This window comes from Streptomyces sp. NPDC107550 (assembly GCF_055639095.1).
In genome coordinates this window covers 1-18,776 of the sequence record NZ_JBVKBC010000002.1, presented here as the reverse complement: position 1 = coordinate 18,776, position 18,776 = coordinate 1, and the positions used below count along the sequence as shown (strand labels likewise).

Below are 18,776 nucleotides of genomic sequence, written 5' to 3'. Positions count from 1 at the left end.
CCAGTGCCCCAGTACGGCTACAGGGTGTCTGTCATCGCGCGGGGCACGATCAGGTGGCGGGCCTGATGCTCGGCCGCCGCCCGCGCCCCATGCACCCGCGCCCCCTCCGACGTCGACGGCCGCCCGAGGGCCCGTTCGTGCTCCGCGCACTTCGGGCAGCCAGTATCGAGGGCGGGCAGTCGCTCGGCGTGCGCGCCGGCCATGTGCTGCGCGAGCTGCATCTGCGTGACCAGCACGGAGTCGAACGGGTCGACATCCAGTCCGCTCGTGGTCAGCGATGCTTCCGCAACCGCGTCCCGAACACCGATCATCCGCTCGTATAGGGCCACGCACGTCGCGCACCCTGCCAGCCACGCGGGCGGGATCGGCCACACCTCAGCATCATCCAGATCATCCACAGCCATGCCCGCAGCGTAGACACGACCAGACGCTCAGGCGGCGGGCCTGCTACCAACCACACCAGCTGTTGGGTCCACAGGTAGGCCGGGCGTATCCCGCGCGCCCCTGACCGCGTTACCCGGGCCATGGACCTCGACGACGACACCACCGCCACGGACCCTCCGGCGGCGCTGCTCCCCACGCTCACGCTCGACGACGCGCACGAGCTGATGGCGCTGCTCGCCGACGTGCGCGACGGGCGCGCACCGGACCGGGAGACGGCGAGGTACCTGCTGGCGAACCTCGCCGCGCGGGTTCCGTCGCGGGGATGAGCCGGAGGCCGCTCAACGGCGAATGTGTAGCGCGCTTGACGCTCGGGCGCACGGCGCTCATAGTGAGTGTCAAGCGCGCTACACACGTAGTGCCGAGTGAGAGGCACCGCCATGGCGACCGTCACCATCGACCAGATCCGCGCCCTCTGGGACGACCCCAACCCCAACGCCACCATCGACCGCGGCGACCACTTCACGCCCATCACGAAGGACGACCTCGGCGCCCTCGCCTCCAGCGTCGACACCGACGACGACAACTACCCGCTGGACGACCAGTGGGAGATTCTCGCCGACCAGCTCAACAACGAGACCCCCGACGAGCCCTCCTCCACCAGCGGCCAGAACATGCTCGACGAGATCCGGGACGCACGAGCCGAACGCGACCGGATCAAGACGGAGGCCGACGAGACGTTCAACGCGACGATCCGGGCGGCGGTCGCCAGCAAGAAGGCGCCCGTGACCGCCATCGCCGAGGCCGCCAGCATGTCCAGGGAGCGCATCTACCAGATCCGCGACGGCCGCCGGTGACCTTCCACGCCAGGGCGCTGCCCAAGCTGCGCGCGCAGACACTCCGCCGCCTCGACGCGCTCGACGTCCGCCACAGCCCCTTCACGCTGCCCAGCGACGACGATGTCGCAGACCTGTACACCAGCCACCTGCGGGCCGCCGACCTGTACTGGGCCAGCGCCGACATGACCGCCCTGGCCACCCACGCCGGCGGCAGCCTCGCAGCCGCCCGCTGGGCCACCGCCGACCGCCCCTCCCCGATCGGGCTCATCACGTTCGAGGGCGGGCTCGGCCAAGTCGACGTCGGCCCCGGTCTCACCGCGCCCGTGCAGGCGCTCGCCTGGGGGCCCGGACCGGACGGCACGCTCATCGTGTGGCACCTCCTGGACGGCGCGGAACTATTCGCCGCCGTCCCCGGGGCAGACCCGGCCCGCGTGCCCCGCCTCCTCGCAGTCCGCGAGGCGCGCCTCCCCGTCACAGCCGAACCGGTCCCGCTCGACGGCATCCCCACCCGGGAGGGGATGAAGCCCTCCCGCACCATCGTCGGCGCGCTCGCCGCGGCCTGGCACCTCATGCAGCAGCCACAGCTCGTCGACCGCACCCACCAGCAGCCAGACCGGGCCGAGGCCCGCGCGCTCCGCCGCGGCGACATGCCGGACTCCGGCGTCACCCTGGTCTCCCTGCGCCGCCAGTACGCCCCACAGGACCGCGACCCGGATGCCGGCGGAGACGGCCGCCACTACCGGCACCGATGGGTCGTGTCCGGTCACTGGCGGGATCAGGCCCACGGTCCGGGCCGCACGCTTCGGCGGCGGCAGTGGATCCCCGCCTATGTGAAGGGGCCAGATGGTGCCCCGCTGTTGGCCACGGAGAAGGTCAACGTGTGGCGCCGCTGAGACCGGGGCACCGTAACCGCGCGCTCCTGTGGTCGCGGCCGGCTCACGCCGCCTCGTAGTGGTGTGCGCGCCCGCCCCGCCATTTCACCCAGGCCGGGTCGTCCAGCAGCGCCTCCGCGTCCTCAAGCCCGGCCCGGCGCAGGAACTCGATCACGTCCGCGTCGCTGTGGGCGAGGCCGAGGATCTGCCCGCGCGCGGTGACCCGCCGGCCGCCCGTCCCGAGCGGCGGGTGCACGACTATGGGTGCACTGGTCATACGGCTAGCCTGCGGGATTGCGGTCGGCGGCGCACGCTGGCCCGGTCCGGGGCGGCGCTGATCCGCCTGCTGCTGCGTGCGTATCTTTTCTAGTTCTTCTTGAACGGCGTTCTTGAACGCCTATCTTGAAGGCATGACAGAAGAGACACCCGAACGCCTCCTCCCGACCGGCACCTGCTGGTGTGGGTGCGGGGCCACTGCGGGGATCGGCAGGTTCTTCGCGCGGGGCCACGACAAGTCCGCCGAAGCCGCGCTCCTTGCCGTCCGCTACGGCAGCTCCGTGGCCCGCCTCCTGCACCACCACGGGTACGGCCCCGACCGGTCTGTGCTCGACGCCGCCGTGGACAGTGGCAGCTGGAAGATCTGCCCCCACTGCGAGTACGCCGGGGCCCCGGCAAGCGTCCGCAACCACATCCGCAAGTACCACGACAAGAAGGCAGACTCATGATCAGCAAGACGGGCCGCTACTGGTCCACTGGCATCACCGTCACCTGGGCACCATTCGCGGAGCGCATCAACGGCGTGCCCTACGGTGGCTGGCACGCCAAGCTCGACTACCGCGACGACGGGTTCACCGACAACGACCCCGACATCGGACGAGTGTCAACGGAGGGGACTCTCTACACCCGCTACCCGGTACGTGACGCGAAGATCCGCAGTGGTCTGTCTGTCGCCCTGGACACCCTGATGGCTGACGCCGAGCGGCTCGGTATCGAGTTCATCGCCGTCGGCCCCGACTCGGAGCCGTGGCTGTTCTACACGAGGAACGGTGAGGACGAGGAGCACCCGCCGCCGGACGGATGGCGCGAGACGCTGGCCGCTGAGGCGGAGCGGATCGGATTCCGTTCCTACGCCACCGCCGAGAAGTGAGGACACCGACCATGCTGGCCACGCCCGAGCGCGTACACGGCGCCACCGTCTTCGAGGAATCGCTCGTCTGGCACAAGCCCGTCGGTCGTGTGATCGAGGAGTTCCAGGCGATCGCCTGCTCCGACACTGAGGGCATCGTCTTCCCGCCGCCGAAGCAGGAGGTTCCACTGACCCTCAACAAGCCGGACGAGCGCTGGTGCCAGGGCTGCCTCGAAGCAATCCGCCGCTAGGTGCGCGGAGCCCCGACCAAGTGAAGTGGCCGGGGCTTCGCCACGTGACCCTACTCCAGCAATCCGAGCGGGGTGTCGGGGCGGCAGTGCGTGCACGCGTCGACCCCGCCGACGAGCGCCTGCCGCGCCTGGCCGGCGGTGGCGGGGCGGGAGCGTTTGCCTGCCATGTGGCAGCCGCCAACGTGCACGTACACGGCGTGGCGGCCCTGGAGTCCGCGCTCGATCAGCCAGTCCGGTTCGGGCGGCCGGGTGGCGGTGGCCTGCTTCTGTTCGGCTTCCCGTTTCCGGGCGGCGGCGATGGCTTGGTCGATGCGGTCGAGCCACATGGCGTGCCATGTCCTCAGGGTGAGGAGGCGTGGCAGGTCGCGCGGCAGATCGTTCACAAGTTCGATTCTAGGATGGTGGGTGTGAACACACCCACCGGGGCAGGCCGCTACCAACTCACCCTCACCATCGCCGACCACACCGTCATGACCGGCTGGTGGCACCTGCACGCAACCGCAGACCGCAAATACCGCACCTGGATCGGCGACTACGGCAAGCCCGACGCCCACATCACCCTCACCGACACCGAGACCGGTGAAACCTTGCAGGAGTGGCCGCAACAACCCTGACTGTCAGCCCCCACCGATACCCTGACCCCTGTCAGTGCTTGCTGCACTCAGCCCTGCTCCCCTGTACAGCGACGGGGGAGCAGGGCACACACCTGGAGGGGCCTATGGACGATCTCGTGCAATGGCTTGGCGCCCAGCTCGACGAGGACGAGCGGATCGCGCGGGCGGCGGCTGAACAGTACGGGACTGCTTGGGCGGTCGACCCGGCCATGGAGTCCGTGCGCAGCGACACGGGCGCGGACGTTGTTGAGGAGGCGCATGCGCCGCACGTGTACATTGCCGCGCATGATCCGGCGCGGGTGCTGCGCGAGATCGACGCCAAGCGGCAGGTGCTCACGATGGCGCGCGAGCGCATCGAGGAGGCAGCGTCTTCCGACTACCTCCTGCGTGGCCCGGCGCGGGTGGCCCTAGCGGTGCTGGAGCCGGTGCTGAAGAGTTTCGCGTCCGTGTACGAAGCCCGGCCTGGCTACCGCGAGGAGTGGCGGCCGTAGCCGCAGGTCAGAGGGTCACTCAGCGGCTACCCGCAACGTGATCAAGCCGCCTCGGCTTCCGTTTCTAGGTGCCGCACGATCTTCTTCACTGTCATCTCCAGCGCTGGCGGGATCGCCACCTGCGCGGCCATCGCAGCCGCCGTCCATGCGTCCCAGGCGGCCTGCCACTCCGTGTGCTGCTCTGCGCTCCAGCCGCCCTCGACAGTCGGCGGACCGAATCGTTCCTGCACCTCACGGACACGGGCATGCGCCTCATCCGCAGCACGCCGCAGGTCAATCATGTTCGAGGTCGGCTCATCACTCACAAAGCGGATGCTACGCCGCCTCCACGATCTCCCCGCGTACCGCCGCCGCCCACTCCACGACCAGCACCTCATACTCGGCACGCTGCGACGCGGACAGCCGCCCACCAGTCCGCGCCATCAGGCAACGGATCTCCTCGTTCAACTCCTCAGCAGAGCGCACGGAACCACACGCAGGCCGAATCGGGATCATGGCCACGAGTCTACGGACAGCCACTGACAACGAGCCACACCCAACCGAAGACGGCATATGCGCTCAAGCGCCCGGCGCCCGGCCGTCCGGGTGCGCGATCACAAACACACCCTTCCCCCGAACGCCCTGCACCAGCCCCTCCGCAGCCAGCACCTCCAGCGCCGCCTTGATCGTCCGACGCGACACCGTGCCACCCGTCTCCTCCTCCAGCTCCGACTGCGACGGAAGCCGCCGCCCGACCGGAACCACACCAGCACTGATCCGCTCCCGCAGCACATCCGCCAGCTGCACGTACAACGGCGTCATCCCATCCCGATCCAACTCGATCATGCTAGGACCGTAAAAGGACATGCCAAGCGGGCATAGATCCTGATAGGCCGACCGAGGACGACCCAACACGACCTAACACGTACCAAGTCGGCGTACCATCCCAGACACAAAGACCCCCGCGACCGTCCAACCGGCCCGGGGGCATGGCCGACCGGATGGAGTCGACATGCACGAGGGTAACCACCCCACCCCGAACCCGAACCCCACCAAACCCGCCCTCGACGAACTCATCGACCAAGCCATCGCCGCACCCCGCACAAGCCCCGACCAAAACCAGCGCACCCAACTCGACCACCAGCTACGCGCCGAACTCCGCCGCCTCACCCCCGCCGTCACAGCCCAAGCCAACACACTCAGCCGCAGCACCCGCGCCTGGTACATGCGCGACACAGCCCTCCACGAAGCGCGCCACGCACTCGCCGAAGGACTCAGCCCCAGCCCCCTCGCCGCCTGCCTCACCCTCGCCAGCCTCGCCCGCACCCTCCACGCCCTCGCGGTGTACGCCGACGAAGCCCTCGCACCGGCGGACTGCACCACCCCCGGCATCCACCCGTGAGTGCCGACGTCGCCCGCTGCAATCGGTGCGGCAACCCCATGCCGGCGGATGAGACCGTGGTACGGCAGCTGTTCAGGCAGTCAGGCCCCGAGCCCGCACACCCTGTCCACCACCCTTGCCCGGCCCGACAGGACAGTGCCCCCTCAGGCTTCTACCCCGAACCCCCGCCGGCGCGGCGAACGCACGGGGTGTGAACCGCGCACGGAAGCTCGTGCCCGATGCGCGCTTCCCGCCCAGGCCGTTCAGTGGTGAACTAGTCTCAGCTTTCAGCCGCCCCGCCACGGCGCCGCGGCTCGGCCGTGCTAACGGAGGAAGTCTGTGACGTGGACCTTAAGCACGCGGGCGATCCGCAGCAGTGTGCTGATCGTCGGGTTGCCCTGGCCGGATTCGATCTCCTGATAGACGCTCCGGCTCAACGGGACCGCGAGGAGCACCTGCTCCTGGGTCAGGTTGCGGTCTAGACGTACCGCCCGAATACGGTCGCCGATAGCGCGCCGCTCGGCAAGCAGCCAGTCGTCATCATCGGTGGGGGCGGACACCCGATAAACGCTCTGACCTGCATGATCATAAGTCAGCCTGGTAAACCAGGCATTCTGTGATCATGGAAGGAGGGGTGCGCACACTACGCAGCCCTGCGGCTAACTGGCATATGCCGCAGGGCTCAAGGTAGTTTCAACCACTCGAACACACGTTCGCTCGAAAGAGTGAACCGCCCCCTGACCAGGGCATCCCACACCCCCAACCGGGAACCTGCGCTACACGAACCCACAGGACCCACAGGAGAACACCATGAACCCCAAGCAGATCCTCGACCTCTACACCTGGGCGCCGGGCATCTGCTTCCGCCACCCCGCCAAAGGCAAACAGCCCACCGCCCACATCAAGACCCTCCACCCCAGCGCCGGCGGCGAAGAAGAAATCCGCGCCTGCGAGCACTGCGTCCTCGAACTCGAAGCGGAGAAGGAGCGCGCCGCCCGCGCTCACGGCACCCCGTACAACCCAGGCCCCCCATGAGACGACACGTCCCCAACCAGCGACAACAGCAGCCAGCCTGCGTCCCACCCGGGGAGAAACTGGGGAGCGACGGGGACGTGGGGAGCGCCTGGGGAGAGCGAGAAACTAAAGTCACGGGAAGTCGAGAGAAGCAACAGGAAGTGCAAGGAACCAGGTCAAGGGCCCAAACCGCATCACGGACGGCAGACCCCGACGACCGCGAGGTCCCGGGGCACAGAACCCGGCGTACAGCCCGACTCGTCTGCCGCTCGCCTTCCGGGGGGCCTTCCGGGGTAGGGGGACGTGTGGGGCTGAGTTATGGGTACGACATCTATGCGCGTCCCCGGGACGTGGGCCGTGTGCTGGCCGGGCTGGCCGCTCTGGCGGCCCCGGACCGGGACGTGCCGCCGCTCCGGGTCAGTCTTCCCGGCGGCGAAAGCCTCACCCTCCCGTTCACTTCCGGTTTCCGGAGCGAGCCGGTGGACGCCTCCACGGCGCGGACGTTCGGGCTTGACATGTCCCTCATGTTCGGCGCCGACGACGCGGTGCGCGCCTACGCGCGGACGAACGGCCTGGAGATCGAGGCCGACGGACGTGTGCGGATCGGGTACGTCTACGCGACGGTCCGGTTCGCGTCCCTCCCGCACCCCGGTTACGCGGCGGTCGAGTGCTGGGCGGCGACCTCCGAGATGAGCCGCCTGTTCGCCCGGTCGGCGGCCATCAGGAAGGCGTTCACCGACCTCACCGCCGCCGGCGGAGCGGTGTGCTGCCTCTTCGACACGGGTGACGGCGCCCCGGAGCAGGTCTGCCTGTTCAACGGCGAGACCCAGGCGGGCCCGGCGGCCTGGCCCGGGGCGGAGCCGGGGGCGGCCGGGTGGGCCGCCCCCGGTGGGGGTCACCCCGGGTGATGGGTGGGCGGTGGCAGGCGCCGGCCCTCGGTCAGCGGTCGGCCCGTTGTCAGAAGCCGCAGGGGACGCCGCTGCCGTAGTCGCTCAGCAGGTCGTCGCGGACCCAGCCGTACGTGCCCGTGGAGTCGTTTCTGAGGTACGTCCACGTGTAGTTCCCGGCCACCGTGTAGCAGTGGTAGTCGAGGCGGTGGCCGGCGTACGCGATGCCGGTGATGGCACAGCCCGTGCTCGAACCGCTGCGCTCATTCGCGCCGTCGGCCGTCGCGTTCCAGGAGCTGCTGTCCTTGTCGGCGGCCGTCTTGCCGCAGGCGGCGGAGGCCGACGCCGGCGTGGTGGAGAGGACGAGCGGGATGCTGGCGGCCACGGCCGCGAGCGTCGGCAGTACAACTGCGATACGGCGTTTCATGGAAACCCCTCGTGTTGTCGTCCTGTCGGAACACCGCCCGGGTAACTCGTCGGTGAGCGGTGGCCGCCCGCACGGAATGCGGCGCGAGCGGTCCACGTACGATTTCGAGGAGTGCGGGGTGAAGAAAGGGCTCCGCCCCGGGATGGCCAATTGTGCTCCGATCCGGGCCAGAAAGAGCGCGGACGGAATCGGGCCAGTGGCGGTGAACCTCCAGGGCGTTTTACGACAGCATGGCCGGAGCTGTGACCTGCGGAAGCGTGATCCAGTGCGCCGCTGGAATTACCTCTTCCACGGATGGTTCTGTTCCGCATGCCGGGGTGCTCTGGAGTTTTCGGACCCCGGTTCATAAGGTGGACCGGGAAACCGGAGGAGCGGGGGGCGAGTTGAGCGCACGTATATTGGTCGCGGAGGATGACGAGAAACAGGCGCGGCTCATCAAGATCTATCTGGAGCGCGAGGGGAACGACGTACAGACCGTCTTCGACGGGCGTTCCGCGATCGACCGGGCCCGCGCCACCCGCCCCGACCTGATCGTCCTCGACGTGATGATGCCGAACGTCGACGGCCTCGACGTGTGCCGCGTCCTGCGGGCCGAGTCACAGGTGCCGATCCTGCTGCTGACCGCCCGCGCCACCGAGGACGACATGCTCCTCGGCCTCGACCTCGGCGCCGACGACTACATGACGAAGCCGTACAGCCCACGGGAGTTGACCGCCCGCGCCCGCGCCCTGCTGCGCCGCGCGAAGGCGACGGCGGGCGAGGAGGGGCCCGCCGTCGTGGCCGTGGGGGACCTGGAGGTCGACGCCGCCCGGTTCGAGGTCCGGGTCGCGGGCCGGCCCGTGGTGCTGACCAGCAAGGAGTTCGAGATCCTGCGCGTACTCGCGGGGGCGCCCGGCCGGGTGTTCACCCGGGCGCAGATCATCGACCGCGTCTTCGGCTTCGACCAGAACATCCTGGAACGCACGGTGGACGCCCATGTCATGAAGCTGCGAAGGAAGTTGGAGGCGGTCGGCGGCGAGGGCCGGGGCGCCGCCTACGTCGAGACCGTCTACGGGCGCGGCTACCGGCTCGTGCCCGACGGCCGGGCCGCCCGGTGAGCTTCCGGGTCCGCGTCCTGGCCCTGCTGATGCTCGTCGCCCTGGCCGCCACGGCGGCGACCGCCTGGCTGACGCTGCGTCAAGCCAACAGCCAGGTCGAGGAATCCGCCAAAGCGGACCGCCGGGACGTCTCCCGGATCACCGACCGGCTCGCCGCGTACGGGTTCACGCACGGCACCTGGGACGGCGTGAAACCCGTTGTACGCGCCCTGGCCGCCGACACCGGGCAGCGCATCCGCGTCACCACGGAGGCCGACGTCCTGCTCGCCGACTCCGACGCCCTCGCCGGCCGGACACCGCGCGAGGCCAGCGGCCAGCCGCCCGTCCTGGCCGACCCCCGCCCCCGGCTGCGCCTCCCCGCGAAGAAAGTGCCCCGGGCCTCCGTGAAGCGGACCGTGCCGGCCATCGCCGACTACCGGGCCGCCGCCGCGTACGCCGCCTGCCTGACCCGCGCCGGCGCCCCCGTCACCGCCCGCGCCGACCCCGTGGGCGTGCCCCGCGTCAGCACCCCGCACCCGGTCGCCGCCTGCACCCGGCGGAGCGCCGACGCGGACGACGCGGCCCGCGCCCGGGACGCCACCGCCGCCGCCCGCTGCGAGCCGGCCCCCCGCGTCGCCGCCTGCCTGCAACGCGTCTTCGACGAACGCACCGCCGGCGTCGCCCCGCCCCGCCTCCAAGTCACCCTCGGCGCCCGCGACGAGCAGCCGGCCGGACTGCCCGTCGCCCCCACCGCCGCCGTCGCCACGGCGGTCGCCCTCGCCGCCGTCCTCGCCGCGCTGCTGCTCAGCCGTGCCGTACTGCGCCCCGTGCGCGCCCTGACCGACGCCGCCCGGGGCCTCGGCGCGGGCGACCTGGAGCGCCGGGTGCCCGCCTCGGGCCGCGACGAGATCGCCGAACTGGGCCGCACCTTCAACAAGATGGCCGACTCCCTCCAGGCCGCCGAGGAACGCCAGCGCCGCATGACCGGCGACATCGCCCACGAACTGCGCACCCCGCTCGCCAACCTGCGCGGCTACCTGGAAGCCCTCCAGGACGGGATCGTCGCCCCCACCCCCGAACTGCTCGCCTCCCTGCACGAGGAGACCCTGCTCCAGCAGCGCATCGTCGACGACCTCCAGGACATCGCGCTCGCCGAGGCCGGAGCCCTGACCTACCACCGCACCCTCGTGGACCTGCGCGACCTCCTCGACCAGACCCGCACCGCCCACTATGCGCAAGCCCAACAGGCGGGCGTTCGCCTGGAGTTGGCGGCGTCGGAGCCGGTGCCGGTGGAGGGGGACCCCGACCGGCTGCGGCAGGTAGCCGGCAACGTCGTCGGCAACGCCGTACGCGCCACCCCGCCCGGCGGCACCGTCACCCTCACCGCCCGCCTGAGCGGCGCCCAGGCCGTCGTCGAGATCCACGACACCGGTACGGGGATACCGGCCGCGCACCTGCCCCACCTCTTCGACCGCTTCTGGCGCGCGGACCCCGCCCGCGGCCGCGCCACCGGAGGCAGCGGCCTCGGCCTCGCCATCGCCCGGCAGATCGTCCTCGACCACCAGGGCACGATCACGGTCACCAGCGAGGTCGGCGCGGGCACGACGTTCACCCTGACGCTGCCCGCCGCCCGGCCGTGACGGAACCTCAACTTCCCGCGAGGCGACGGCCGTCCGCGACGGAACACCGGCTCCCCGCGAGCCCCGGCGGCCGTCAGCTCCCCGCGAGCGCCTGCGTCGGCGCCAGCCTGCCCGCCCGTACCGCCGGATACAGGCCCGCGAGCGCCCCGATCACCAGCGTGACGGCGACCCCCGCGCCCGCCGCCCACACCGGCACTGTCACCGGCCAGCCCCGTACGTACGCGTACCCGCCGGTGATCGCCGTGCCGAGGACCGTGCCGCCGAGCCCGCCCAGCGCCGACAGCAGCAGGGACTCCGCCACGAACTGGCCGCGGATCTGCCCGCTGGTCGCGCCGAGCGCGCGGCGCAGCCCGATCTCCGGGCGGCGTTCGAGCACCGAGATCACCATGGTGTTGCCGACGCCGACACCGCCCACGAGGAGCGCGACACCGCCGAGCCCGAGCAGCAGCCCGGTCAGCGCCGACTCGGTGGCCTCGCGGGCGGCCAGCGCGTCGGACGGCCGGGAGACCAGGACCCCGCTCGGCTTCTCGGGGTTGGCGGTCGCGGCCAGTACGGCACGCACGGCGGCGACCCGGTCGTCGCGGGCCCGCACGTACACGGTGGAGGGGTGTCCGTCGAAGCCCAAATAGGTACGGGCGGCCTGCCGGCCGACGAGCGCCGAGCCGTCGATCTCCGGCGCGAGCGGCGCCGGCCGCAACACGCCGACCAGCGAGAACCACGTACCGCCGAGCCACAGGCGGGTGCCCGGTGTGTATACGTCGAGGCGGCGGGCGGCCCGCGCGCCGAGGACGACCGCCGGGTACTCCTCGGTGGCCTCGCCGAGCCAGCGGCCGACGCGCATCTCGGCGCCCACGGCGGGCAGCAGCCCGGTGTCGGCGGCGGCCACCTCGACGCTGCTCGTGCGGCCCGCGGGGATGTGCTCGTTACGGTAGACGGCGGCGCCCCTGACCTCGCCGGTCGCCGCCACCTGGCGCACCGGCCCGATCCGCCGGATCATCGCCGTCGCCTCGCGCGGCAGCCGGGTCGTCGTACCGTCCGGGGCCCGGCCGGGTGCGACCCGCAGCATGTTGGTGCCGAGCCGGTCCAGCTCGCGGTCGACCTCGGCGCGCCCGGAACTGGAGATCCCGACCACGGCCACCATCGCCGCCACCCCGATGGCGATCCCGAGGGCCGACAGGAACACGCGCAGCGGCCGGGTACGCAGCCCGGTGCCGCCCAGGCGGACGAAGTCGGCGGGCCGCAACCGGGCGGGCCGCAGCGCGGACGCGGACTGTCTGCTCACGGACCGTCAATTCTGTCGTGTTGTACGGGGGTTGGGTTCGCCGCGCTGTCGGCGACGACGCGGCCGTCCCGCATCTCCACCTTCCGCTCGAAGGTCTCCGCCATCTCCCGGTCGTGCGTGATCACGACGACGGTGGTGCCGGCGGCATGCAGATCGCGCAGCAGTTGAAGGACGGCGGCACCGGACGCCGAGTCGAGGTTGCCGGTGGGCTCGTCGGCAAGCAGCAGCGCGGGCTCGCCGACCACCGCCCGTGCCACAGCGGCACGTTGACGCTCGCCGCCCGACAACTGGTGCGGCAGATGGCCGAGCCGGTGGCTGAGCCCCACGCGGGCCAGGGCCCGCGCCGCGCGCCGCCGCCGCTCCCGCAAGGGCACGCCCGCGTACAGCAGACCGTCCGCGACCGTGTCCAACACCGGTACGCCGACCGCCAGATGGAACTGCTGGAAGACGAACCCGACGCGCTGCGCGCGCAGCGCCGAGACCTCGCGGTCGGACAGCCGCGCGATGTCGTACCCCCCGATCGTGACCCGCCCGGCGGAGGGCCGGTCGAGGGTGCCCATGAGATGCAGCACGGTCGACTTGCCCGAACCCGAAGGACCCACGACACAGACGAACTCGCCCGGGGAGATGGTGAGATCGACTGAGCTGACCGCCGTGACGTTCCCCGGGTACGTCTTCGACACCGCGGCGAAATCGACGAGCGGCGCCGGAGCCGGGGGCGCGGTGCGCGCCGCGCTCACCGGGGGATCCTCACGGCCATGCCCGCGCGCACCTGATCGCCGCTGATCTCGACCTTGCCGTCCGCGAACAGCCCGGTCCGCACGGGGACGAAGCGGCCGGACCGCTCGCCGCCGCTGCTCGCGGTGCTCGCGGGCTCGATGCCGTAACCGCCCTCGGCGAGCGCCACCAGTGCCGCGACCGGCACCGCCAGAACGTTCCTGCGCTGCTTGGCCACGTACCGCACGGTCGCCGGACCGCTCTGCAATCTGCCCAGCGCGCGCTGGTCGGCGAAGGTGATCACGACGGCGACGGTGGCCGCCTTGCCGTCGCCGCCCCCGCCTCCTCCGCCGCCGCCCGTGCCCCCGTCCGTGCCCCCGTCCGTGCCGCCGTCCGAGGCGCCCTCGCCGCTCCCGGCGCCGCCCGTCCCGCCGGGGGAGGCGTCCCGTCCGACGCGGGCCACCGTCCCCTTCACCGAACGGCCGTCGGGGAGGTCCACGCGTACGGTGCTGCCGCGCACCGCCCACCCCACCTCGTCGGCGGCGGCGTCGACGGTGACCATCCGGTCCGTGGTGGTGTACGTGACAGGAGTGCCGCTCGCGGCGGCGCCGACCTGGGCGTTCGTGCCCGCGATCCGGACGGCTCCGGGCGCGTAGAGCACGTCACCGATGCCGACCGCGCCGGTCGCGGGCAGGCCGAGGTGCCGCTGCCACCGCCTGACCGCGGCCGCCGTGGACGCGGTGTACGACTCGTCGACGGTGAAGCCGGAGTAGCCGAGGGCGGCGAGGTTGGTCTCGAACTGCTTGACGTCCATGCCGTGCAGGGGGCGGGAGGCGGCGGGGTCCTCGGTGCGGGGGGTGTCGGGGGTGCCTGGGGTGCTGGACGTGCCCCGGGTGCCGGTCGGGCCGGAGGTGCCGGAGGTGCCGGTGGTGCTGGAGGCGTCGGATTTGCCGTGGGTACTGGGAGCGCCGGGGGTGTCAGACGCGCCGTGTGTGTCAGACGTGCCGCGTGCGGTGGACGTGTCGCCGGTGCCTGGTGGGGTGGCCGTGCCGGAAGCCGCCGCCGGGCGCAGCCCGAGACGCCGGTACATGGGCAGGCTCCCGTACATCAGCACCACCGGCCGGTCGTCGACGCGCAGCACGGTCCCGCCGCGCCGCACCGTCGTCCCCTGCGCGGGCAGCCAGGTGATCGTGCCCTGCGCCTTCACGGGGAAGGGGACTTCGACGCCGTGGCCGAGCCGCCCGTCGACCTCGGTCTGGTCCGTCAGCGTCTGCCGCGTCACCCGTACCGTCTGACCGCTGCGCGCGGGCTCCCCGCCGTCCTCGCCGGAACCGCCGCCGAGCCCCAGCGCGCCCACCGTGCTCACCACGGCGACCAGCGCGAACCCGGCGACGATCAGCAGAGGCCCCCGACGGCGCCGCCGCGCGGGCCCGCCGTACGCGACCTCACCGCCGGCCGCCTCCTCCTCCGCCGTCCGCTTTCCCGGCTCCCTCATGACGTCCACGCCGCCCGGCCCTCAGCCCTTGGGAGTGGGGGCGTCGCCCGGAATCCCCACGATGGGCGCGCACTTGCGGGTCGCGCGCTTGGCGGCGGCGGACGTCGAGTCCCAGGGGACGTCCTGGAAGTGGCCGGTGGCGTCGGTGTCGGGGAAGTCGGCCGCCCGTTGTCCTGCATGCACGTCGCGTACCGCTTGTTCTTGGCGATCTCGGCCTTGGACAGCTCGGGCTGCTGCGCCTTCTCCACGCTGTCCGGCACCGGCACGCTCAGATCGGCGCACTTCTCCTGCGCCCGCAGCGCCTTGGGGTCCCGCTTCCACTTGGCCTGATCGCCGAGATCGACCTTGCCCTCGGCGTCCGGGTCGGGCGCGTCGAGCCCGGCGCCGCGCAGGCACCGCACCCACTTGCGCTGGGCCTCCACATAGTCGGTCACCTCGCTCGAAGTCCCCCGCGAGGCGGTCGCCGTGCCGCCCTTGCCGTGGCCGGCGGAGGCGACCTCACCCCCGTCACCGCCGCCGCCCCCGCACCCGGCCACGGCGAACGCCAGTGCCGACACCGCCCCCGCCAGCCACAGCCGGCCCCCGAACCCCCGTGCGCTCATCCCGCCGCTCCTCCCACCCGGTCCCGCCGGCCCGCTTCAGGGCCGGGCGCGACGACGGTAGGGCGGGGACCATGAAGAACCGATGAAGAAGCCGTCAAAGACTGGTCCGCCCCACGGCGAACCACCTTCCCCCGCCGATTCATCGTCCCCGCAACTCCTCACCCCCGTACGGGAACCACCAGCCGCGCCCCCGTCCCCGGGTGCGGCAGGACCTCCACCGGGTGGCCGTAGACCTCCGTGAGGGCCGTCGGGTCAGGGTGCGGCGGAGGGGCGGTCCGTGAACGCCGTGGTCTACGCCGTCCGTCGCCGCCAGGCGAGCTGACCATGCGTCAACTCCAGTGCTCCGCAGCCTTCCTGGCCGGGAGGGCTGCGGAGTTCCGGGGGGAGGGCGGGTCAGGCGTGCGGCTCCCAGCCGGTTCCGGCTGCCCAGCGCTCCGCGACGACCGCGATCAGATCGACGACCGGGTCCTTGACGTCGGCGTACGTGCCGGTGTCGGCGACCGCCTCGGCCAGGACGTACTTGAAGCGGGCGTAGGCGGGCACGGCCTCGGGGGTCGCCCGCAGCCAGTCCCGGAACAGCAGCGCCAGCCGCTCGTTCGGTGAACCCGCCCTGCGCACATGGAGGTTGACGCGCGGGGCGTCCGCCGTCCGGCGCGACCAGAACAGCTTCGCCCAGTCCCCGGGGTCCTCGCTCTCCTCCCGCCCCGCCGGTACGTGGTCCCGCAGATGCGGCACGGCCACGAACCCCAGCGCGGCCAGCGGCTCCGCGAACTCCCGCTCGGCCGCGCTGAGTTCGGCGACGCTGACCTGGACGTCGTAGATCTCCTTCGCGGCCATGCCCGGCACCGCCGTGGAACCGATGTGGTCCACGTGCAGCGCGGTCGGGCCGAGCGCGCGGGCCAGCTCGGCGGTCAGGCGGGCGCCCGCCGCTGCCCAGGCCGGGTCGTGCGGGACGACATGGGGGCGGGCCCGGTCGTCGGACGGGGTTTCGGGCATGGCGGGTCCTCCTGGACGCGCGGTCAGACCTTGACCAGCGGGCGGTGCGGGGCCGCCGGGAGCTGGACGTGGATCGTGTCGCCGGGGCGTACGGCACCGCCCTCGCGGACCACGCTCATGATCCCGGCCTTGCGCACGATCTCGCCCGTGTCGGGGTCCCGGCCCACCACCTGCTTGAGCAGGCCGTCCTGGAAGCCGTCGATCTGGGCGCACGGATTGCGCAGGCCGGTGACCTCGACGACGGCGCCGCCCGAGCCGAAGCCGAGCAGGGTGCCGGTCGGCAGCGCCAGCAGGTCCAGGCCGCGCGTCGTGATGTTCTCGCCCAGCTCGCCGGGCCGTACGGTGAAGCCGAGCGCGCCGACCTCGTCGAACAACTCCTCGTGCATCAGGTGCACTTGGCGCAGGTTCGGCTGCGTCGGGTCCTGCCGGACGCGCGAGCGGTGCTTGACGGTGACCCCGGCGTGCACATCGCCCTCGACGCCGAGGCCCGCGACCAGCGTCACGCTGTCCCGGTTCGGCTTGGTGAAGCTGTACGTGCCGTTGCTGCTGACGGCGGTGACGACGCCTCCGGCGTACGCGTCCGTGCTCATCGTGCGTGACCCCCTCCGGTCGGACCCCTTGTCCGTGGGCAGCGTAGCCCGGGGGACAATCGTGTGTATGCACCAGGAAGTCATGCGGGTCGTCGCCGCGGCCGTCGTCACGGACGGGCGGCTGCTCGTCGTCAGCAAGCGCGCCGCGCCCGAGGTCTTCTACCTGCCCGGCGGGAAGCCGGAGCCGGGGGAGAGCGAGCGCGAGACCCTGCTGCGCGAGCTGGACGAGGAACTCGGCGTCCGGCCCGCCGGCCTCGAACCCCTCGGCGTCGTCGAGGACGTCGCCGCGCTGGAGGGTGTGCCCATGCGGATGACGGTCTTCACGGCGACCCTCGACGGCACGCCCGCGCCGGCCGCCGAACTGGCCGCGCTGCGCTGGACCGACGGCCACGACCCCGCCCTCGAACTCGCCCCCGCCGTCCGGGGCCAGGTCCTGCCCCTGCTCCGTACGGCGGGTCTGCTCAGCGCGGGCTGAGCGGGGGCGGGGCGTCGTCCGGGGCGGCCGGGGTGTCCGTGGCGCCCGGGGCGGTGGAGGTCAGCGGGCGTGCGGCGACCTTCCGTACATGTGCGTGCAGGGCGCCTCGGGGGTCCGGGGTGAGCGTGCCGAGCGCGAGGAGCGCCGTGACGACGACATCGCACAGCTCCGCCTCGACGTCCTGCCAGGAGTGGCTGAAGCCCTTGCGCGGGTTGTGCCCGGTGGCCCCGATGACCGCCTCGGCGACCTCGCCGACCTCCTCCGACAGCTTCAGCATCCGCAGCAGCAGGGACTCGCGGGGCGGCGAGGTGTGCGCGGCGTCGAGGCGGGCCCGCAGGCCGTCGATGGTCTCCCAGAGGGCGGTGTCGTCGGCGGGGGTGTCGTGAGCGGCCGTGTCGTCAGTGGCCGTGTCGTCGGTGGCGGTGTCGTCGTTCGTCTTCGTCACGGCGACGAGCGTAGGCGCATCACGCGGGGGTGTCGGACTCCTGTACGCGCTTGGTACGGGTGGCGATGACCGCGAGTGCGGCGGCGCCGGAGCCGACCAGGGCGGCGGGGACCATCCAGTGCCGGTCCAGGGCGTGGCCCAGCGCGTGGTCGAGGGAGTAGCGGCCGGCGCCGGTGAGGGCGAGGCCGGCGGCGACGAAGCCGAGGAACGCGGGGTACTCGTAGCCGCCGCCCATGGCGAAGAAGCCGTTCGGGGCGTGGACGGCGGCGGCGCCCGCCATCGTGCCGGCGGCCGCGGCGCCTGCGACGGGGGTGGCGAGGCCCAGGGCGAGGAGGGTGCCGCCGCCTGCTTCGCCGAGGCCGGCGGCGAGGGCGCTGGCCCTGGCCGGGGTGTAGCCCATGGAGTCCATGGCGGCCGTCGTGCCGGTGAGGCCGCCGCCGCCGAACCAGCCGAGGAGTTTTTGTGCGCCGTGGGCGGCCAGGACGGTGCCTGTGCCCAGGCGGAGGGTGAGGAGGCCGAGGTCTTTACGAGTCATGCGTCCACCGTCCGTCAGGCGGGCGCCCCGCACCTCACGCAACCCCCCATTCGAGTGGCTCTCCCCGCCGGGGGTTCTCCAGCGCGGGCCCCTTGCAGTGACCGTCGTGCGCAGTTCCCCGCGCCCCTAGGGCCTGTCGTCAAAGTGTCACGTCCACATGAGGAGTGAGGCCAGGGTGAGGGCGGCGGCGTATGACTCGGCGGTCTTGTCGTATCGGGTGGCCAGGCCGCGCCATTGTTTGAGCTGGTTGAAGCAGCGCTCCACGACATTGCGTCGGGCATACAGCCCGGTATCGAAGCGAGGAGGCCGGCCGCCGTCGCTGCCCCGGCGGCGCCGGCCGGCTTGCTGGTCAACGCGTTCGGGAATGGTGCAGGCGACGTGGTGCCGGCGCAGCCAGTGCCGGATGGCCCGCGAACTGTAGGCCTTGTCGGCGACGACCCTATCCGGGCGCCCGCGGGGCCGGCCGCCGGCCGGGCGGGGCACGTGGATCGCGTCCAGGATTGCGGTGAACTGGGTGCAGTCGTTCGTGTTTCCGCCGGTCAGGGTGAAGGCCAAAGGGCGGCCCTGGCCGTCGACGGCCAGGTGGATCTTGCTGGTCAGCCCGCCCCGGGACCGTCCGAGGGCCCGCGAGCGGAGCCCCCTTTTCGGGCCCCGGCCGCAT

The 18,776-nt window shown here is 72.2% G+C and carries 31 protein-coding genes; 14 read left to right on the top strand and 17 right to left on the bottom strand.

Translation table 11 applies throughout. From position 1 onward, the window contains the following. Nucleotides 1–17 precede the first annotated feature (17 nt). Complete coding sequence (locus ACZ7LY_RS02685; protein WP_471622663.1) at nt 18–404, bottom strand: hypothetical protein; 387 nt, start codon at nt 402–404, stop codon at nt 18–20. A 120-nt stretch (nt 405–524) separates the two neighbouring features. Between ACZ7LY_RS02685 and ACZ7LY_RS02680 the strand changes: the two genes are divergently transcribed. The 3 genes from ACZ7LY_RS02680 (at nt 525) to ACZ7LY_RS02670 (ending at nt 2,113) form a co-directional block, all read left to right on the top strand. Beyond that, on the top strand, nt 525–710 hold the full coding sequence (locus ACZ7LY_RS02680; RefSeq protein ID WP_471622662.1) for a hypothetical protein: 186 nt from the start codon (nt 525–527) through the stop codon (nt 708–710). A gap of 111 nt (nt 711–821) precedes the next feature. Continuing rightward, nucleotides 822–1,238: a hypothetical protein gene (locus tag ACZ7LY_RS02675; RefSeq protein ID WP_471622661.1), complete on the top strand. Its 417-nt coding sequence runs from the start codon at nt 822–824 to the stop codon at nt 1,236–1,238. Continuing rightward, nucleotides 1,235–2,113 (top strand): hypothetical protein, encoded by an 879-nt coding sequence (locus tag ACZ7LY_RS02670; RefSeq protein WP_471622660.1) that lies wholly within the window; start codon nt 1,235–1,237, stop codon nt 2,111–2,113. Before ACZ7LY_RS02675 ends, ACZ7LY_RS02670 begins: the two co-directional genes overlap by 4 nt. 43 nt (nt 2,114–2,156) lie before the next feature. Here the strand turns inward: ACZ7LY_RS02670 and ACZ7LY_RS02665 are convergent, their stop codons facing one another. Next, entirely contained in the window at nt 2,157–2,369 is a 213-nt protein-coding gene (locus tag ACZ7LY_RS02665; protein WP_471622659.1) for a hypothetical protein, read from the bottom strand. 133 nt (nt 2,370–2,502) lie between these two features. On the opposite strand from ACZ7LY_RS02665, the gene ACZ7LY_RS02660 reads away from it, so the two are divergent. Genes ACZ7LY_RS02660 through ACZ7LY_RS02650 form a run of 3 tightly spaced genes read left to right on the top strand, consistent with a single transcriptional unit; the run spans nt 2,503 to nt 3,469 of the window. Further along, nucleotides 2,503–2,817: a hypothetical protein gene (locus ACZ7LY_RS02660; protein WP_471622658.1), complete on the top strand. Its 315-nt coding sequence runs from the start codon at nt 2,503–2,505 to the stop codon at nt 2,815–2,817. Continuing rightward, nucleotides 2,814–3,239, top strand: coding sequence for a hypothetical protein (locus tag ACZ7LY_RS02655; RefSeq protein WP_471622657.1), 426 nt, complete (start codon nt 2,814–2,816; stop codon nt 3,237–3,239). Before ACZ7LY_RS02660 ends, ACZ7LY_RS02655 begins: the two co-directional genes overlap by 4 nt. Then, nucleotides 3,236–3,469, top strand: a complete 234-nt coding sequence (locus tag ACZ7LY_RS02650; RefSeq protein ID WP_471622656.1) for a hypothetical protein — start codon at nt 3,236–3,238, stop codon at nt 3,467–3,469. The genes ACZ7LY_RS02655 and ACZ7LY_RS02650 overlap by 4 nt, the downstream gene beginning before the upstream one ends. A gap of 50 nt (nt 3,470–3,519) precedes the next feature. Here ACZ7LY_RS02650 and ACZ7LY_RS02645 read toward each other — a convergent pair whose 3' ends face one another. Continuing rightward, a complete protein-coding gene (locus ACZ7LY_RS02645; RefSeq protein WP_471622655.1) occupies nt 3,520–3,852 on the bottom strand; it encodes a DUF6233 domain-containing protein in 333 nt (110 codons plus the stop codon). Between the two features lie 24 nt (nt 3,853–3,876). Here ACZ7LY_RS02645 and ACZ7LY_RS02640 point away from each other — a divergent pair, with 24 nt between their 5' ends. Both ACZ7LY_RS02640 and ACZ7LY_RS02635 read left to right on the top strand, forming a co-directional pair. Beyond that, nucleotides 3,877–4,083, top strand: a complete 207-nt coding sequence (locus ACZ7LY_RS02640; protein WP_471622654.1) for a hypothetical protein — start codon at nt 3,877–3,879, stop codon at nt 4,081–4,083. Between the two features lie 104 nt (nt 4,084–4,187). Continuing rightward, nucleotides 4,188–4,574 (top strand): DUF6221 family protein, encoded by a 387-nt coding sequence (locus ACZ7LY_RS02635; RefSeq protein WP_471622653.1) that lies wholly within the window; start codon nt 4,188–4,190, stop codon nt 4,572–4,574. Between the two features lie 41 nt (nt 4,575–4,615). On the opposite strand, the gene ACZ7LY_RS02630 is transcribed toward ACZ7LY_RS02635, so the two are convergent. The 3 genes from ACZ7LY_RS02630 to ACZ7LY_RS02620 all read right to left on the bottom strand — a co-directional run bounded on the left by ACZ7LY_RS02630 (nt 4,616) and on the right by ACZ7LY_RS02620 (nt 5,399). Then, nucleotides 4,616–4,879 (bottom strand): hypothetical protein, encoded by a 264-nt coding sequence (locus tag ACZ7LY_RS02630; RefSeq protein WP_471622652.1) that lies wholly within the window; start codon nt 4,877–4,879, stop codon nt 4,616–4,618. A gap of 10 nt (nt 4,880–4,889) precedes the next feature. Beyond that, entirely contained in the window at nt 4,890–5,069 is a 180-nt protein-coding gene (locus ACZ7LY_RS02625) for a hypothetical protein (protein ID WP_471622651.1), read from the bottom strand. Between the two features lie 63 nt (nt 5,070–5,132). Beyond that, nucleotides 5,133–5,399, bottom strand: a complete 267-nt coding sequence (locus ACZ7LY_RS02620) for a GntR family transcriptional regulator (protein ID WP_471622650.1) — start codon at nt 5,397–5,399, stop codon at nt 5,133–5,135. A 166-nt stretch (nt 5,400–5,565) separates the two neighbouring features. Here ACZ7LY_RS02620 and ACZ7LY_RS02615 point away from each other — a divergent pair, with 166 nt between their 5' ends. After that, the gene (locus ACZ7LY_RS02615) at nt 5,566–5,955 is read left to right on the top strand and encodes a DUF6415 family natural product biosynthesis protein (protein WP_471622649.1); all 390 of its coding nucleotides are present in this window, start codon (nt 5,566–5,568) and stop codon (nt 5,953–5,955) included. 302 nt (nt 5,956–6,257) lie between these two features. On the opposite strand, the gene ACZ7LY_RS02610 is transcribed toward ACZ7LY_RS02615, so the two are convergent. After that, nucleotides 6,258–6,494 (bottom strand): helix-turn-helix domain-containing protein, encoded by a 237-nt coding sequence (locus tag ACZ7LY_RS02610; protein WP_471622648.1) that lies wholly within the window; start codon nt 6,492–6,494, stop codon nt 6,258–6,260. A 250-nt stretch (nt 6,495–6,744) separates the two neighbouring features. Between ACZ7LY_RS02610 and ACZ7LY_RS02605 the strand changes: the two genes are divergently transcribed. After that, complete coding sequence (locus tag ACZ7LY_RS02605) at nt 6,745–6,969, top strand: hypothetical protein (protein ID WP_471622647.1); 225 nt, start codon at nt 6,745–6,747, stop codon at nt 6,967–6,969. A 284-nt stretch (nt 6,970–7,253) separates the two neighbouring features. Further along, a complete protein-coding gene (locus ACZ7LY_RS02600; protein WP_471622646.1) occupies nt 7,254–7,856 on the top strand; it encodes a hypothetical protein in 603 nt (200 codons plus the stop codon). Between the two features lie 49 nt (nt 7,857–7,905). Here ACZ7LY_RS02600 and ACZ7LY_RS02595 read toward each other — a convergent pair whose 3' ends face one another. After that, nucleotides 7,906–8,220, bottom strand: coding sequence for an SH3 domain-containing protein (locus ACZ7LY_RS02595; RefSeq protein ID WP_471622645.1), 315 nt, complete (start codon nt 8,218–8,220; stop codon nt 7,906–7,908). Between the two features lie 425 nt (nt 8,221–8,645). Here ACZ7LY_RS02595 and ACZ7LY_RS02590 point away from each other — a divergent pair, with 425 nt between their 5' ends. Together ACZ7LY_RS02590 and ACZ7LY_RS02585 are read left to right on the top strand one after the other, a co-directional pair. Then, the gene (locus ACZ7LY_RS02590) at nt 8,646–9,359 is read left to right on the top strand and encodes a response regulator transcription factor (protein ID WP_471622644.1); all 714 of its coding nucleotides are present in this window, start codon (nt 8,646–8,648) and stop codon (nt 9,357–9,359) included. Next, on the top strand, nt 9,356–10,978 hold the full coding sequence (locus ACZ7LY_RS02585) for a sensor histidine kinase (RefSeq protein ID WP_471622643.1): 1,623 nt from the start codon (nt 9,356–9,358) through the stop codon (nt 10,976–10,978). Before ACZ7LY_RS02590 ends, ACZ7LY_RS02585 begins: the two co-directional genes overlap by 4 nt. A 73-nt stretch (nt 10,979–11,051) precedes the next feature. On the opposite strand, the gene ACZ7LY_RS02580 is transcribed toward ACZ7LY_RS02585, so the two are convergent. The 6 genes from ACZ7LY_RS02580 to ACZ7LY_RS02555 form a co-directional block, all read right to left on the bottom strand. After that, on the bottom strand, nt 11,052–12,260 hold the full coding sequence (locus ACZ7LY_RS02580; RefSeq protein ID WP_471622642.1) for an ABC transporter permease: 1,209 nt from the start codon (nt 12,258–12,260) through the stop codon (nt 11,052–11,054). Continuing rightward, nucleotides 12,257–13,000 carry an ABC transporter ATP-binding protein gene (locus ACZ7LY_RS02575; RefSeq protein ID WP_471622641.1) on the bottom strand — a complete coding sequence of 248 codons (744 nt, stop codon included), beginning with the start codon at nt 12,998–13,000 and terminating at the stop codon, nt 12,257–12,259. Before ACZ7LY_RS02575 ends, ACZ7LY_RS02580 begins: the two co-directional genes overlap by 4 nt. Then, complete coding sequence (locus ACZ7LY_RS02570; protein WP_471622640.1) at nt 12,997–14,472, bottom strand: peptidoglycan-binding protein; 1,476 nt, start codon at nt 14,470–14,472, stop codon at nt 12,997–12,999. Before ACZ7LY_RS02570 ends, ACZ7LY_RS02575 begins: the two co-directional genes overlap by 4 nt. Then, a complete protein-coding gene (locus ACZ7LY_RS02565; RefSeq protein WP_471622639.1) occupies nt 14,469–15,074 on the bottom strand; it encodes a hypothetical protein in 606 nt (201 codons plus the stop codon). The genes ACZ7LY_RS02570 and ACZ7LY_RS02565 overlap by 4 nt, the downstream gene beginning before the upstream one ends. 393 nt (nt 15,075–15,467) lie before the next feature. Then, the gene (locus ACZ7LY_RS02560; protein ID WP_471622638.1) at nt 15,468–16,070 is read right to left on the bottom strand and encodes a GrpB family protein; all 603 of its coding nucleotides are present in this window, start codon (nt 16,068–16,070) and stop codon (nt 15,468–15,470) included. A 23-nt stretch (nt 16,071–16,093) separates the two neighbouring features. Beyond that, complete coding sequence (locus ACZ7LY_RS02555) at nt 16,094–16,660, bottom strand: MOSC domain-containing protein (RefSeq protein WP_471622637.1); 567 nt, start codon at nt 16,658–16,660, stop codon at nt 16,094–16,096. Nucleotides 16,661–16,727: 67 nt separating this feature from the next. Here ACZ7LY_RS02555 and ACZ7LY_RS02550 point away from each other — a divergent pair, with 67 nt between their 5' ends. Continuing rightward, nucleotides 16,728–17,135, top strand: coding sequence for an NUDIX hydrolase (locus ACZ7LY_RS02550; RefSeq protein WP_471622636.1), 408 nt, complete (start codon nt 16,728–16,730; stop codon nt 17,133–17,135). Here ACZ7LY_RS02550 and ACZ7LY_RS02545 read toward each other — a convergent pair. The 3 genes from ACZ7LY_RS02545 to ACZ7LY_RS02535 all read right to left on the bottom strand — a co-directional run. After that, nucleotides 17,122–17,580: a MazG-like family protein gene (locus ACZ7LY_RS02545; RefSeq protein ID WP_471622635.1), complete on the bottom strand. Its 459-nt coding sequence runs from the start codon at nt 17,578–17,580 to the stop codon at nt 17,122–17,124. The two genes, ACZ7LY_RS02550 and ACZ7LY_RS02545, sit on opposite strands and share 14 nt — an antisense overlap. Before the next feature lie 19 nt (nt 17,581–17,599). Then, nucleotides 17,600–18,115 carry a DoxX family protein gene (locus tag ACZ7LY_RS02540; RefSeq protein ID WP_471622634.1) on the bottom strand — a complete coding sequence of 172 codons (516 nt, stop codon included), beginning with the start codon at nt 18,113–18,115 and terminating at the stop codon, nt 17,600–17,602. A gap of 147 nt (nt 18,116–18,262) precedes the next feature. Next, a partial coding sequence (locus ACZ7LY_RS02535) for an IS5 family transposase (protein WP_471622633.1) occupies nt 18,263–18,776 on the bottom strand: 514 nt, incomplete at its 5' end.